General features: G+C 67.3%; 10 protein-coding genes and 2 rRNA genes. 8 read left to right on the top strand and 4 right to left on the bottom strand.

Features of this window, described 5'->3' with window-relative positions:
• Window positions 1-52 precede the first annotated feature (52 nt).
• Window positions 53-1000, bottom strand: coding sequence for a bifunctional lytic transglycosylase/C40 family peptidase (locus ACZ8ZB_RS15885; protein ID WP_470741493.1), 948 nt, complete (start codon window positions 998-1000; stop codon window positions 53-55).
• A gap of 552 nt (window positions 1001-1552) precedes the next feature.
• Here ACZ8ZB_RS15885 and ACZ8ZB_RS15890 point away from each other — a divergent pair.
• From ACZ8ZB_RS15890 to ACZ8ZB_RS15915, 6 genes are all read left to right on the top strand, one after another.
• On the top strand, window positions 1553-1861 hold the full coding sequence (locus ACZ8ZB_RS15890; protein WP_030829533.1) for a hypothetical protein: 309 nt from the start codon (window positions 1553-1555) through the stop codon (window positions 1859-1861).
• Window positions 1862-2062: 201 nt separating this feature from the next.
• Complete coding sequence (locus ACZ8ZB_RS15895) at window positions 2063-2875, top strand: hypothetical protein (RefSeq protein ID WP_470738386.1); 813 nt, start codon at window positions 2063-2065, stop codon at window positions 2873-2875.
• Window positions 2865-4202 carry a hypothetical protein gene (locus tag ACZ8ZB_RS15900; RefSeq protein ID WP_470738387.1) on the top strand — a complete coding sequence of 446 codons (1338 nt, stop codon included), beginning with the start codon at window positions 2865-2867 and terminating at the stop codon, window positions 4200-4202. The genes ACZ8ZB_RS15895 and ACZ8ZB_RS15900 overlap by 11 nt, the downstream gene beginning before the upstream one ends.
• The gene (locus ACZ8ZB_RS15905) at window positions 4199-5758 is read left to right on the top strand and encodes an SCO6880 family protein (protein ID WP_470738388.1); all 1560 of its coding nucleotides are present in this window, start codon (window positions 4199-4201) and stop codon (window positions 5756-5758) included. The genes ACZ8ZB_RS15900 and ACZ8ZB_RS15905 overlap by 4 nt, the downstream gene beginning before the upstream one ends.
• Window positions 5759-5771: 13 nt before the next feature.
• The gene (locus ACZ8ZB_RS15910) at window positions 5772-7181 is read left to right on the top strand and encodes an ATP-binding protein (protein WP_351998349.1); all 1410 of its coding nucleotides are present in this window, start codon (window positions 5772-5774) and stop codon (window positions 7179-7181) included.
• An 11-nt stretch (window positions 7182-7192) separates the two neighbouring features.
• Window positions 7193-8707 (top strand): type IV secretory system conjugative DNA transfer family protein, encoded by a 1515-nt coding sequence (locus ACZ8ZB_RS15915; protein ID WP_470738389.1) that lies wholly within the window; start codon window positions 7193-7195, stop codon window positions 8705-8707.
• A 13-nt stretch (window positions 8708-8720) separates the two neighbouring features.
• Here the strand turns inward: ACZ8ZB_RS15915 and ACZ8ZB_RS15920 are convergent, their stop codons facing one another.
• Complete coding sequence (locus ACZ8ZB_RS15920; RefSeq protein ID WP_470738390.1) at window positions 8721-9275, bottom strand: GNAT family N-acetyltransferase; 555 nt, start codon at window positions 9273-9275, stop codon at window positions 8721-8723.
• A 95-nt stretch (window positions 9276-9370) separates the two neighbouring features.
• Between ACZ8ZB_RS15920 and ACZ8ZB_RS15925 the strand changes: the two genes are divergently transcribed.
• Together ACZ8ZB_RS15925 and ACZ8ZB_RS15930 are read left to right on the top strand one after the other, a co-directional pair.
• A complete protein-coding gene (locus tag ACZ8ZB_RS15925) occupies window positions 9371-10678 on the top strand; it encodes a sensor histidine kinase (RefSeq protein ID WP_470738391.1) in 1308 nt (435 codons plus the stop codon).
• Window positions 10675-11346: a response regulator gene (locus tag ACZ8ZB_RS15930; protein ID WP_470738392.1), complete on the top strand. Its 672-nt coding sequence runs from the start codon at window positions 10675-10677 to the stop codon at window positions 11344-11346. Before ACZ8ZB_RS15925 ends, ACZ8ZB_RS15930 begins: the two co-directional genes overlap by 4 nt.
• Window positions 11347-11396: 50 nt before the next feature.
• Here ACZ8ZB_RS15930 and rrf read toward each other — a convergent pair.
• Together rrf and ACZ8ZB_RS15940 are read right to left on the bottom strand one after the other, a co-directional pair.
• Window positions 11397-11513 (bottom strand): 5S ribosomal RNA (gene rrf, locus ACZ8ZB_RS15935).
• 87 nt (window positions 11514-11600) lie between these two features.
• Window positions 11601-14722, bottom strand: a 23S ribosomal RNA gene (locus tag ACZ8ZB_RS15940).
• Window positions 14723-14883: the final 161 nt, after the last annotated feature.

A 14883-nucleotide genomic window follows, 5' to 3' on the forward strand; every position in this document is an offset into this window, starting at 1 on the left:
TTATCGAAGAGAGATGCATCTCCGCAGCTCAGGGTGGGGGTTAACGCTCCGCTCACGCCGTGGTGGGGAGCGCTTTCGCGCCATCTTCGGTGACGCGGGTGGCACCAAAGTAGTCAGGTGTGTCGATCGGGTCGAATCGGATCACGGCCCCGGTCCGGGGCGCGTCGATCATGTACCCGCCGCCGACATAAATGCCCACATGCCGGATGGCCCGGGAATTGGTGAGGTCGTCCGAGAAGAAGACCAGATCGCCCGGCAGCAGTTCGTCCCGCTCGGGATGCGGCCCCGCGTTGTACTGGTCGTTGGCCACGCGCGGCAGCGTGATCCCCACGCTCTCGTACGCCGCCTTGGTCAGCCCCGAGCAGTCGAACCGTCCGCCCTGCTCAGGCGTGCCGTTGCCGCCCCACAGGTACAAGGTCCCGAGCTTCTTCTGCGCGAACGCGATGGCCCCGGCCGCCTGCCTCGACGGATCCACCCGCCCCACCGGCGCGGCGAAGCTCTTCTCCAGCGCCAGGATCCGCTTGACGTAGTTGCGCGTCTCCTCGTACGGCGGGACGCCCCCGTACTTGATCACCGCGTACGCCCCGGCGTTGTACGAGGCGAGCATGTTTTCGGTCAGATTCCCGCCGACGTCCTTCACATAGGACGCGAGCGCGCAGTCGTACGCCGCCGCCGACGGAATCGCGTCCTTCGGGTCCCACACGTCCCGGTCCCCGTCCCCGTCCCCGTCGATCCCGTGGGTGGCCCAGGTGCCGGGGATGAACTGGGCGATGCCCTGCGCCGCCGCGTGGCTCTGCGCCCTCGGGTTGAACCCGCTCTCCTGGTAGAGCTGGGCGGCGAGCAGCGCCGGGTTGATGGCCGGGCAGTGGTTGCCCCACTTCTGGACGAGCGCCTGGTAGGCGGCCGGCACGCTTCCCTTGGCCAGCGACTTGGCCGCCCCGCCGCCGACCCCGTTGACGAGGTTTCCGGCGACGACGTAGACCCCGACGACGAGCAGCATCACGAAGGCTAGCGCGGAACTGACGGCGATCCCCGCCGCGATCCATGCCTTACGCACCGTCAACCGCCCCTCGCCGTCCGGCAGCCCACTGCCGCACGCCAGTGTAGAGGCGGCACCCGCCCTTCGGAATGATCACTTGGGACTTTGGCGCGGTTGCTACGGGCACGGCGAAGTCCCCTGCTCCGGACCTTCACGTCCGGCGGCATGCTCGGTCGCGAGGAGGCCCTGACAGGCGCGGACCACGTCGTCCACCTGATCCGACACGGCCTGGGGTCCCGCCGAGCGCCCTCACCAACCGTCAGGAACCTCACGTTCCGACTTCATTGCCCGACGTTACACAGCGTGATACACAGAGTAACGATACGACTTCTCACCCGTCGGAGCGCGCCTCTCCCGTAGTCCGGCGCGCGCCGGTGGCAAGCTATTCGTACGAAACCCGCCAACAGGTGACGCCAAGCCGACATGCGACAGCGTCATCTTCGGCGACAATGAGGCCTGACCTCTGCACAACGCAGGGGGTGCAGAACTACCCATACAGGGGCGGTGACTTACATGTTCTTCGCGGCCGACGAGGGAGACATCAACACCATTATCGGCGGGATCGCTCCGGATTGGGGCCCCTTCGGCAGCCTGGGCAACGAGGCCAAGATCATGATCGAAGTGGTCATGGCGGTCGCCATCCTCATCTGCCTGGGCATCGCCATCTGGGGGGCGGCCAAACAGCGCATCGGCGCCACGGCGTTGAGGGACACGTTCAGCGCCGAACAGGGCAAGGGCCTCATCATCGCGGGGCTCACGGGCGTCTTCATCATCGGTTCGCTCGGCACGCTGTTCACCATCGTGTACGGAATGGCCGTGTAGTCCCCGCCCCACCGCTTCCGACCGGGCACGCCCGGCACCTCCTCCATCCCACCCGCCCGTCGTGCCCACCGGCTGAGGTTGCGTTTCCCTGATGTCCACTCACCACACCGCGCCCGCGCGGGGACCAGCACGGCTACCGTCGTACATGGAGTACGCGGAGTACGAGGTGTTTCCGCACGACGCTGAGGGGGCGTACGCGGTATGAGTCTCGGAGACGACACGGGCCAGACCCGCACCCGCCTGCCGGAGAGGGGCGGCGATCCGTACGGCGGCGCGCGCAGAGGCGGCCGTTCCTCCTCGCGCAGCCTGGTCACGGTGGTCGGCGTGGTGGTCCTCCTGATCGCGGCGATCGCCTTCGCGAACCGTGGAGGCGACGATTCCGCCGCAGAGGAGGGCGGCGGCTCCGGCGACTCCCCCAAGGCTGCGGCGACGGCCCCGTCGGGAGAGAAGCCGGTGGACGCGAAGGCGGCCGGCATCCCGTCGGGCTTCGCCCACGACCGCCGGGGGGCGGAGAGCGCGGCGGCGAACTATGCGGTGGCTCTGGGTTCCGCCGAGATGTTCAACAAGGAACGGCGCCGCGAGATCGTTACTACCGTCTACGCACCGGATGCCGCCTCAGCCAGGCAGGCGGACCTCGATCAGGCCTACTCGAACGCGGAGTTCCTCGCCAACATCGGCCTCGACAAGAACGGACGGGCACCCGCCGGACAGACCTTCGTCTCCCGGGTGATTCCCGTGGGGACCAAGGTAACGGCGTCCAGTGCGAGCGACGCCTCCGTCGAGGTCTGGTACACGTCGCTGTTCGGCTTGTCCGGCGATGGCTCGACCAACCCGGTGACCGAGAGCTGGTACACCACCACGTATCAGTTGAAGTGGATCGACAACGACTGGAAGGTCACCGACTTCCAGCAGAAGGACGGGCCGGTCCCGGTCGGGCGCGACCAGAAGGCCTCCACTGCCGACGACATGACGAAGGCCGTCGAGGAGTACGGAGGGTTCACGTATGCGCGCTAACCGCTTCCTCAAGTTCACAGCCGCCGTCGTCGCTGTGCAGACCACGACGGTGCTGTTCGCCACACAAGCTGTCGCCGACCCAACCCCAACCCCGACGCCGACGCCGACGCCGACGCCGACGGACAGCAACGATCCCTGCGACCTCATCCGCGGCCCCGCCAAGGACTACTGCGAACAAGGCAGAGCCGGCGAAGGATCCGAACGATCCAGCACGCTCAACGACCCCACCACCACCCTCGACCCCCTCGCCTCCCTCGCCCAGGGCTGTGCCGACGCCGCTTCCTGGACCGTCGACCAGCTCAGCAAGGCCGTACAGGAGACGGCGAACGTCGACTTCACGAATCCGCAGTTCCTGAAGCACTACTCGATCGTCTTCGGCGCGTCGGCGATCCTGACGCTGCTGCTCTGGCTGCTCGCGGTCACCAAGCGCGCGGTGCGCGGCGTGCCGTTCGTCACGGCCATGTCCGAGGCGATCGGTTTCCTGTGGCTGACGGTGCTCGCATCGGCGTTCACACCGCTGATCCTCTACACCGTCGTCTCGGCCACCGACGGCGTCTCCGACGTGTTGGCGAAGTCGACCGGGGACCAGACGGACACGTTCTTCGGGACCTTCTCCGAGGCCCTGTCCAAGGGGAACGACATCGGCGGCGGTCCGATCATGCTGATCGTGGTCTCGCTGGTGTCGATCGTCGCGGCAGGCGTCCTCTACCTGGAGCTGTACCTGCGGGCGGTGCTCCTGTACGTCGGTGCCCTGCTCGGTGTCGTCGTGTACGCGGGACTGGTGGACAAGAACCTGTGGGGTCACGTCCGCCGCTGGGCCGGCGTGATGATCGCAGTGATCCTGGTGAAACCGGTGATCGTCATCGTGCTCGGCCTCGCCGGCGCGCTGGCGTCGGACGAGGGCCCGGACTCGCTCGCCGCGATCGTGTCGGGCCTCGCCATCATCCTGCTCGCCATCTTCGCCTCCGCGATGATCTACCGCTTCGTCCCCGGCTTCGGCGACGAGATCGCCAACTCCCGCAACAACCGCCTCATGCAGGGCGCCGAAGGCAAGGCCGCCGCCGTCATGAGCTCCCCGGCGACCCTGGTCGCCCAGGGCATCAAGACCCACAGCACCCGCGCCGACAACAACCACGGGGGCGGCGGCCAGTCCACCGGCCCCCGCCCCTCCAACCCCGCCTCCGGCGGAGTCGCCGCGCACAGCTCGCGCACGTCGAACAGCGGCGGATCCACCCCCGCACCCCGCTCGAGCAGCCCGGTGAACACCCCCCACGCCAGCAACACCCGCAACAGCAGCACCAACAGCACGGGAGGTGAAGGGCGTTGACGACCGAGTCCCATCTGTCCCATCCGGGCGCGCCCCGCCGTACGTATCTGATCGGCCGCGCCAGGCCGAACGCGATCGTCGGCCGTAATCGCGAGACCGGTGAGATCGCGCTGATCGTCGTGGGCGCGTTCCTCGGCATGATGTGCGGACTGCTCGTCCCCGTCCTGTCCGTGCGGATCGTGTTGCTCGCGGGCCTCCCGATGCTGGCGCTGGCCGCGGTGTACGTGCCCTACAAGCACCGCACCTTCTACAAGTGGTTCGAGATCAACCGCAGCTACAAGCGCACCGTGCGCCGGAACGCCACCTACCGCTCCGGCGCCGTCGAGGCGGGCACCCGGCTGGACGGGCGCGAGGTGGAGATCGGACCGCCGCCCGGGATCGGCAGGATCACCTGGCTCGCCGCTCCCTTCGGCCCGGACGAGATCGCCGTACTGCTGCACGCGGACCGCAAGACCGTCACCGCCGCCATCGAGATCGAGGGCCCGGGCGTCGGCCTGCGCGACTCCGAGGACCAGGAAGCCCTCGTCGACCGCTTCGGCACGCTGCTCAAGCACGTCGCCAACGGCGACGGCTTCGTGACCCGCATCCAGATGCTCGCCCGCACCCTGCCGGCCGACCCCGACGCCCACGCCAAGGACGTCGCCCTCCGCGGGGACGCCACGTCGCCGCCGTGGCTCCAGCAGTCGTACGACCAGCTCCAGTCGATGGTGTCGACCAGCAGCGAGCAGCACCGCGCCTACCTCGTCGCCTGCATGCACTACACGCGCGAACTGGCCGCCGAGGCCACCACCATGGCCCGCGCGATGCGCAGCCAGGGCGGCGGCAAGGTGAACCGGGACGCGGGACTCGCCGTCGTCATGGCCCGTGAGCTGACCGACATCTGCTCCCGGCTCCAGGAGGCCGACATCCGCGTACGGCAGCCGCTCGGCCAGAGCAGACTGTCCTCGCTGATCCACTCCATGTACGACCCGGACCACCCGATCGACCACATCCAGGCGATGACGCAGCGCAACGCCTGGCCGGCCGAGCTGGACGCCATGGAGCCCACCTACCTCCAGGCCAAGACCCGCGAGTCCGTCACCCGCGCCCCCTGGTGCCACGCCACGGCGTGGATCAAGGAGTGGCCGATGACCCCGGTGGGCGTGAACTTCCTCGCCCCGCTGCTCGTCCACACCCCGGACGTGATCCGCACGGTCGCCGTCACCATGGACCTCGAACCCACCGAGGTCGCCATCGAGCGGATGCTGACCGAGAAGACCAACGACGAGGCGGAGGCGTCCCGCGCCGCCAAGATGAACCGCACCGTCGACCCGCGCGACATCGCCGCCCACGGCCGTCTGGACCAGCGCGGCGAGGACCTCGCCAGCGGCGCGGCCGGCGTCAACCTGGTCGGCTACATCACCGTCTCCTCCCGCAATCCCGAGGCCCTGGCCCGAGACAAGCGGACCATACGGGCGTCGGCCGGAAAGTCGTACCTGAAGGTGGAGTGGTGCGACCGCGAGCACCACCGCGCGTTCGTGAACACACTCCCGTTCGCCACCGGCATTCGAAGGTAGGGGCTGAGCCGATATGCGGGATCCGCTGTCCGTCGTCACCGACGCCTTCACGTCCTTCCTCTTCGGGAAGGTCGAGACGACGCGGCTGCCGGTGCGCACGTCCACGGGCCAGGCACAGGCGGTCTACCTCCCGACCGCCGCCCCCGGCCTCGGCGACTCCGGCGTCATCATCGGCCGCGAGGTCTACTCCGGCAAGGGCTACATCTACGACCCCTTCCAGCTCTACGGCCAGCAGCTCCCCGCCCCGCACTGGCTGGTCCTCGGCGAGTCCGGCAACGGCAAGTCGGCCCTGGAGAAGACGTACGTCCTGCGCCAGCTGCGCTTCCGCGACCGCCAGGTCGTCGTCCTGGACGCCCAGGGCGAGGACGGCGTCGGCGAGTGGAACCTCGTCGCGCAGGAGCTGGGCATCACCCCCATCCGCCTCGACCCGATGGCCGCCCTGGACCACGGCATCCGGCTCAACCCGCTCGACCCGTCGATCACGACGACCGGGCAGCTCGCCCTGCTCCGGACCATCATCGAGGTCGCGATGGGGCACGGCCTGGACGAGCGTTCCGGCTTCGCCCTCAAGGTCGCGCACGCCTACGTCAACGAGTCCGTCGTCGAACGCCAGCCGGTCCTCTCCGACATCGTGGAGCGGCTGCGCCACCCCGAACCGGAGTCGGCGGAGGCGATGAACGTCGCCATAGACGACGTACGGGCGTGGGGCCTGGACGTCGCCCTGGTCCTGGACCGCCTGGTCGACGGTGACCTGCGCGGCATGTTCGACGGCCCGACGACCGTCGGCATCGACCTCGACGCACCGCTCATCGTCTTCGACCTGTCCCACATCGACCGCAACTCCATCGCCATGCCGATCCTCATGGCGATCGTCGGCGTGTGGCTGGAGCACACCTGGATCCGCCCCGACCGGAAGAAGCGCATCTTCCTGGTCGAGGAGGCCTGGCACATCATCAACAGCCCCTTCGTCGCCCAGTTGTTCCAGCGGCTGCTGAAGTTCGGCCGGCGGCTCGGTCTGTCGTTCGTCGCGGTCGTCCACCACCTGTCCGACGTGGTGGACGGGGCGGCGGCGAAGGAGGCGGCGGCCATCCTGAAGATGGCGTCGACCCGGACCATCTACGCCCAGAAGGCGGACGAGGCGAGGGCGACGGGCCGGGTGCTCGGCCTGCCCCGGTGGGCGGTGGAGATCATTCCGACACTGACGCCCGGTATCGCGGTGTGGGACGTCAACGGCAACGTCCAGGTGGTCAAGCACCTGGTCACCGAGACCGAACGCCCGCTGGTCTTCACCGACCGCGCGATGACCGAGTCCTCCGCCGACCTCGCCGACGACGCCCTGCGCGCCGCCGAACGGGAGGCGGAGGAGCGGGCGGCGGCCTTCGTGGAGCAGCACGTCGGCGACTCCGAATCGACGGTGGCGTAGGGGGAGCACGCGTGAGACCGGACGACCACCGTGAGCACGGCCGGGCCGGCGGCCAGGGCGGCGGCATCCCCGACGGGCTGCTGATCGGCGTCCTCGCGTTCCTCGTCGGCATCACCGCGATGGTGTGGACGGCCACGGGCCTCGCGGGCCTCTTCGCCCACGGCCACTGGCCGTCCGGCGTCACCTTCACCCGCACCCCGGTGGCCATGCGCCACCTCGTCGCCGACCCGCAGAACCTCCCCGGCGCCTGGCCGGACGCCCCGGAGTCGGCCCTCTCGGGGCACGGCCTCTTCTGGGGCCTGCTCATCGGCCAGCTGATGATCCTGACCGTCCTGACGGTGTTCGTGCTGGGCACGGTGGCCCGCTGGAGAGCGGTACGGGCACGGCGCCGGGCGGAACGGGCCACCGGGGGCACGCGGCGGCAGCCGGAGCACCTGCCCGAACGGGGGAGGCGGCCGGAGCCGCAGCCGACACCGGAGCAACTGCACGAGGTGCCGGCCCCGAGGGGGCCCGAGGAGGAAACCCCTGCGAGGGAAGAGCCCGTGGCCGCGCCCATGGACGACGGTGCACAGGCGGGCGGGTGGGAAACCCCCCGCACCGAGGGCGCGGGGCTGTTCTACGGCCCCCCGGCCACCCGCCACACCACCGCGGCCCGGGCCGTACGCGACGCGGAGGGCCCCGCCCTCGTCCTCACCTCCAACCCCACCCTCTGGCACGACACCAAGGACGCCCGCGCCAAACTCGGCCCCACCCACCTCTACGACCCCACCCACCTCTGCGACACCCCGGCCCGCCTCCACTGGTCCCCCACCGCCGGCTGCGAGGACAAACGGACGGCCGTCGCCCGCGCGGCGGCCCTCCTCGCTCCCGTCCGCCCCACCTCCCGCCTCGACCGGGCGGTCAGCGACACCGCGGAGACCCTGCTCCGCAGCTACGTACACGCCGCCGCCGTGGACGGCCGTACGATCCGCCACGTCCACCGCTGGTCCCAGGGCCTCCAGGTCCACGACGCCGTACGCATCCTGCGTACCAACCCCAAGGCCGCCCCCGGCGCCGCCGGCGAACTCGAGGCGGCCCTCACGGCGCACCCCGAACGCCGGGACATGGCCCAGCAGCTGACCACCCGCGCCCTGGCCGCGCTCTCCACGGTCAATGTCCGCGAGGCCTGCACTCCCAACCGAACTGATGCCCTCGCCTTGGATTCCTTCGTCCGCGAAGGGGGCACACTTTATGTCGTGGGCGAATCCATCGAGGACCCCCGTACCAGCCCGGGCGCGATGCCCCTGCTGACGGCCCTCGCCTCACACGTGGTCGAGCACGGCCGGCGCATGGCCGAACGGTCATCCTCCGGTCGGCTCGACCCACCACTCACCCTCGTCCTGGACGACGTGGCGGCCGTGGCCCCACTCCCCCAACTCCCGGACCTGCTCACCACCGGCACGGACCACGGCATGCCCACCCTGGCCCTGCTCCGCTCCCGTGAACAGGGCAGGGCCCGCTGGCCGCACGACGAACTACCGGTCTGACCCGCCGGCCCGACTAGCCGGACACCGGCCGCTCCACGGCCAGCTCCAGCTCCAGGTCGTCCGGCTCGTCCCCCAGCGACATGGTCACCCCGGTGTCCACGAAACCCGCCTTGCGGTAGGCCCCCAGCGCCCGCGCGTTGTCCGCGTGCACGAGGAGACGCACGCGCTCCGCCCCGCGGCCCCACGCCCACTCCAGCGCGGTCTCGAACAGCTCCTTCGCCAGCCCGGTCCCCCGATACCCGGGAGCCACGTACACGCCCACCAGATGCCCCTGCCGTCGCGCGACGACGGAACCGGTCCAGTCCGTCGTACCGGCCTCCTCGATCAGCACGGTCGCACTGGCGACCCAGCTCCCGTCCGCCGTCTCGGCGATGAACTGCCGCGCCCCGTTCGCCGTACGCTCCTGCCACCAGGAGTCCGGCCGGGCCACGGCCTCCTCGTAGGTGTCCATATAGGCGATGTGCGCGACCGGGTCCCGCAGCGCGGTGAGCCGCAGCTCCCTCGACGCGGCCCACTCCTCCGCGCGCACCGGCCGGATCACACAGTCCTCGATGGAGACGGCACTCATGACCGCCACCGTAGTACCGGGGTACCACCGCCCTCACCCGAAATACGGCCCGCGGCCCGACGCCCGCCGCCCCCCGCGCGGACGAGCATCTGACCATGCAACCCCTCGTGTTCCCCCCGACGGACGCACCCGCCACCATGGGCCTCGTGACGAACGAGCAGGAGTCTCCGACGGGGGTACGGACGACGGAGCCCCTCGCCCCGTACGTGCAGCGCGTCAGTCAGCGGGTACGCGCCTTCGACCGGCGCCACCCCCTGCCGTGGGACCTGACCGTCACCGGCTTCTGGGTGACGGCCGCCCTCATCGACTACGTCGGCGACGGCTGGCGCAGCGTCACCCACAACCCCGACACTCCCGGCTGGCTCCTGTTCACCCTGAGCCTCGGCCTGTCCGCCCCGCTCCTCCCGCGCCGCACCCACCCGGCGGCGGTCCTGCTCGCCACGACCCCGTTCGCCCTGGTCAACGCCTGGTCCGGTGCCGCGCTCCAGGCAGCCCTGCTCCAACTCCTCGTCATTTACCACATCGCCCTGCGCCTCCCCCTGCGCAACCTGTGGTGGGCGGCGGCCCTGATGATCGTCCCCGTGTCGGTCTCCACGGCCCGCTACGGCGAGGGCGAGTGGCACCAGCAGATCGGCTCGCACCTCACGTCCATCGCCGTGGCCGTCCTCATCGGCATCACGGTCCGCACCCGACGGAGCTACACCGAGGCCTTGGAGGACCGCGCCCGCCGCCTGGAGATCGAACGCGACCAGCAGGCCCGTATCGCCGCCGCCGCCGAACGCGCCCGCATCGCCCGCGAGATGCACGACATCATCGGCCACAACCTGTCCGTCATCACGGGTCTGGCCGACGGCGGAAAATACGCGGCCGCCAAGTCCCCGGAACGCGCCACCCAGGCGCTGGACGCCATCGGCGCCACCAGCCGCCAGGCCCTCGGCGAACTCCGCCGCCTCCTCGACGTCCTCCGAGACGACGACCTCGCACTCCCCGCCGCACGAACCCCCCAGCCCGGCCTCACCGACCTGGACCGGCTCATCGACGGTGTCCGCAACGCGGGCCTGCCCGTCCGCATCAGGGCCGAGGGCCGGGCGACCCTCCCCCCGGGCCGGCAGCTCACCGTCTTCCGGGTCGTCCAGGAAGCCCTCACCAACACCCTCAAGCATGCCGGCCCCGACGCAAGCTCGGAGATCGTCATCGTCCACGGCGACAAAGGCGCCGTCACGGTCACCCTCACCGACACCGGAAGGAGCCGGCCGTCCCCCACACCGTCCGACGGCCGCGGCATCCCCGGAATGCGCGAGCGAACGGCCCTGTACGGCGGCACACTTGAAGCCGGCCCACGCCCGCACCCCGAGCAGGGCTGGCGCGTCCGTCTGCACCTTCCGGAGGAAACCCCGCAGTGACCACCGTCCTCATCGCCGACGACCAGCCGCTCCAGCGTTTCGGCTTCCGCATGCTTCTGGAGAGCCAGGACGACATCACGGTCCTGGGCGAGGCCGCGAACGGCAGCGAAGCGATCCGCATGACGGCGGAACTGCACCCCGACGTGGTCCTGATGGACATCCGCATGCCCGGCCTGGACGGCATCGAGGCGACCCGCCGCATCGCCGCCACCGGCGACCGTACCCGCGTCCTCATCCTGACCACGTTCGACCTGGACGAGTACGCCTACGCCGGTCTCCGCGCGGGCGCCTCCGGTTTCCTCGTCAAGGACGCCCAGCCGGAGGAACTCCTCTCCGGCATCCGCTCCGTGGCGAGCGGGGACGCGGTCGTCGCCCCCAGCCTGACCCGCCGCCTCCTCGACGCCTACGTCCAGCATCTGCCGACCGGCGACGGCACGGTGGACGCTCCCCTCGACGACCCGCGTCTGTCCGCCCTCACGGAACGGGAACGCGAGATCCTCACGGTCATCGGAAAGGGCTGGACGAACACCGAGATCGCCGCCCGCCTCCACCTGGCCGAGTCCACGGTGAAGACCCACGTGGGCCGGATACTCGCGAAGACCGGCTCACGGGACCGCATCCAGGCGGTGATCCTGGCGTACGACACGAAACTGGTGGAGCCGTCCTGAAACGCAGAAAGCCCCCGTGCCGAATGGCACGGGGGCTTTCCACAAAGATTGTTCGGCGGCGTCCTACTCTCCCACAGGGTCCCCCCTGCAGTACCATCGGCGCTGTAAGGCTTAGCTTCCGGGTTCGGAATGTAACCGGGCGTTTCCCCTACGCTATGACCACCGAAACACTATGAAACAGACAACCGAACCATGCCTGACCTGGCATGGGGCCGTTCGTGGTTTCAGAACCAACACAGTGGACGCGAGCAACTGAGGACAAGCCCTCGGCCTATTAGTACCGGTCAACTCCACACGTTACCGTGCTTCCATATCCGGCCTATCAACCCAGTCGTCTACTGGGAGCCTTATCCTCTCCAGGAGGTGGGAGTCCTCATCTCGAAGCAGGCTTCCCGCTTAGATGCTTTCAGCGGTTATCCCTCCCGAACGTAGCCAACCAGCCATGCCCTTGGCAGGACAACTGGCACACCAGAGGTTCGTCCGTCCCGGTCCTCTCGTACTAGGGACAGCCCTTCTCAAGACTCCTACGCGCACAGCGGATAGGGACCGAACTGTCTCACGACGTTCTAAACCCAGCTCGCGTACCGCTTTAATGGGCGAACAGCCCAACCCTTGGGACCGACTCCAGCCCCAGGATGCGACGAGCCGACATCGAGGTGCCAAACCATCCCGTCGATATGGACTCTTGGGGAAGATCAGCCTGTTATCCCCGGGGTACCTTTTATCCGTTGAGCGACGGCGCTTCCACAAGCCACCGCCGGATCACTAGTCCCGACTTTCGTCCCTGCTCGACCCGTCGGTCTCACAGTCAAGCTCCCTTGTGCACTTACACTCAACACCTGATTGCCAACCAGGCTGAGGGAACCTTTGGGCGCCTCCGTTACTCTTTAGGAGGCAACCGCCCCAGTTAAACTACCCATCAGACACTGTCCCTGATCCGGATCACGGACCCAGGTTAGACATCCAGCACGACCAGACTGGTATTTCAACGACGACTCCACCCGAACTGGCGTCCGAGCTTCACAGTCTCCCAGCTATCCTACACAAGCCGAACCGAACACCAATATCAAACTGTAGTAAAGGTCCCGGGGTCTTTCCGTCCTGCTGCGCGAAACGAGCATCTTTACTCGTAGTGCAATTTCACCGGGCCTATGGTTGAGACAGTCGAGAAGTCGTTACGCCATTCGTGCAGGTCGGAACTTACCCGACAAGGAATTTCGCTACCTTAGGATGGTTATAGTTACCACCGCCGTTTACTGGCGCTTAAGTTCTCAGCTTCGCCACCCCGAAGAGTGACTAACCGGTCCCCTTAACGTTCCAGCACCGGGCAGGCGTCAGTCCGTATACATCGCCTTACGGCTTCGCACGGACCTGTGTTTTTAGTAAACAGTCGCTTCTCGCTGGTCTCTGCGGCCACCCCCAGCTCAGAGCGCGAAGCTCATCACCGGTTGTGGCCCCCCTTCTCCCGAAGTTACGGGGGCATTTTGCCGAGTTCCTTAACCATAGTTCACCCGAACGCCTCGGTATTCTCTACCTGACCACCTGAGTCGGTTTAGGGTACGGGCCGCCATGAAACTCGCTAGAGGCTTTTCTCGACAGCATAGGATCATCCACTTCACCACAATCGGCTCGGCATCAGGTCTCAGACTATTGCCAGGCGGATTTGCCTACCTGACGTCCTACACCCTTACCCCGGGACAACCACCGCCCGGGATGGACTACCTTCCTGCGTCACCCCATCACTCACCTACTGCAAGTCTGGTTCGCCGGCTCCACCACTCCCCCTCACTCCGAAGAGATCAGGGGCGGCTTCACGGGCTTAGCATCGCCTGGTTCGATGTTTGACGCTTCACAGCGGGTACCGGAATATCAACCGGTTATCCATCGACTACGCCTGTCGGCCTCGCCTTAGGTCCCGACTTACCCTGGGCAGATCAGCTTGACCCAGGAACCCTTAGTCAATCGGCGCACACGTTTCTCACGTGTGAATCGCTACTCATGCCTGCATTCTCACTCGTGAACCGTCCACAACTGCCTTCCGGCGCTGCTTCACCCGGCACACGACGCTCCCCTACCCATCCACACAGGCGTTGGCCCTGTTGTGTGAATGACACGACTTCGGCGGTACGCTTGAGCCCCGCTACATTGTCGGCGCGGAATCACTAGACCAGTGAGCTATTACGCACTCTTTCAAGGGTGGCTGCTTCTAAGCCAACCTCCTGGTTGTCTCTGCGACTCCACATCCTTTCCCACTTAGCGTACGCTTAGGGGCCTTAGTCGATGCTCTGGGCTGTTTCCCTCTCGACCATGGAGCTTATCCCCCACAGTCTCACTGCCGCGCTCTCACTTACCGGCATTTGGAGTTTGGCTAAGGTCAGTAACCCGGTAGGGCCCATCGCCTATCCAGTGCTCTACCTCCGGCAAGAAACACACGACGCTGCACCTAAATGCATTTCGGGGAGAACCAGCTATCACGGAGTTTGATTGGCCTTTCACCCCTAACCACAGGTCATCCCCCAGGTTTTCAACCCTGGTGGGTTCGGTCCTCCACGAAGTCTTACCTCCGCTTCAACCTGCCCATGGCTAGATCACTCCGCTTCGGGTCTTGAGCGTGCTACTGAAACGCCCTGTTCGGACTCGCTTTCGCTACGGCTTCCCCACCCGGGTTAACCTCGCAACACACCGCAAACTCGCAGGCTCATTCTTCAAAAGGCACGCAGTCACGAGGATGGAGCAAGCTCCACCCCGACGCTCCCACGGCTTGTAGGCACACGGTTTCAGGTACTATTTCACTCCGCTCCCGCGGTACTTTTCACCATTCCCTCACGGTACTATCCGCTATCGGTCACCAGGGAATATTTAGGCTTAGCGGGTGGTCCCGCCAGATTCACACGGGATTTCTCGGGCCCCGTGCTACTTGGGTGTCTCTCCAACGAGCCGCTGACGTTTCGACTACGGGGGTCTTACCCTCTACGCCGGACCTTTCGCATGTCCTTCGCCTACATCAACGGTTTCTGACTCGTCTCATGGCCGGCAGACCATGAAAGAGAGATCCCACAACCCCGTATGCGCAACCCCTGCCGGGTCTCACACGCATACGGTTTGGCCTCATCCGGTTTCGCTCGCCACTACTCCCGGAATCACGGTTGTTTTCTCTTCCTGCGGGTACTGAGATGTTTCACTTCCCCGCGTTCCCTCCACTTGCCCTATGTGTTCAGGCAAGGGTGACAGCCCATGACGACTGCCGGGTTTCCCCATTCGGACACCCCCGGATCAAAGCCTGGTTGACGACTCCCCGGGGCCTATCGTGGCCTCCCACGTCCTTCATCGGTTCCTGGTGCCAAGGCATCCACCGTGCGCCCTTAAAAACTTGGCCACAGATGCTCGCGTCCACTGTGCAGTTCTCAAACAACGACCAGCCACCCATCACCCCGGGACAGACTCCCGAGTGCACTGGGGCCGGCAACTGAGGGTTCGTTCCCTCAGACACCCAACAGCGTGCCCGACACCCTCGCCACTCCTCGTTTCCGTTCCACG

The organism is Streptomyces sp. 12E (genome assembly GCF_055633275.1).

What these genes read in the sequence shown, in the direction of transcription:
- ACZ8ZB_RS15885 (WP_470741493.1), bottom strand. Translation starts at nt 1,000, where the DNA reads ATGCTGCTCGTCGTCGGGGTCTACGTCGTCGCCGGAAACCTCGTCAAC.
- ACZ8ZB_RS15910 (WP_351998349.1), top strand. Translation starts at nt 5,772, where the DNA reads ATGCGGGATCCGCTGTCCGTCGTCACCGACGCCTTCACGTCCTTCCTC.
- ACZ8ZB_RS15900 (WP_470738387.1), top strand. Translation starts at nt 2,865, where the DNA reads ATGCGCGCTAACCGCTTCCTCAAGTTCACAGCCGCCGTCGTCGCTGTG.
- ACZ8ZB_RS15925 (WP_470738391.1), top strand. Translation starts at nt 9,371, where the DNA reads ATGCAACCCCTCGTGTTCCCCCCGACGGACGCACCCGCCACCATGGGC.
- ACZ8ZB_RS15920 (WP_470738390.1), bottom strand. Translation starts at nt 9,275, where the DNA reads ATGAGTGCCGTCTCCATCGAGGACTGTGTGATCCGGCCGGTGCGCGCG.
- ACZ8ZB_RS15895 (WP_470738386.1), top strand. Translation starts at nt 2,063, where the DNA reads ATGAGTCTCGGAGACGACACGGGCCAGACCCGCACCCGCCTGCCGGAG.
- ACZ8ZB_RS15890 (WP_030829533.1), top strand. Translation starts at nt 1,553, where the DNA reads ATGTTCTTCGCGGCCGACGAGGGAGACATCAACACCATTATCGGCGGG.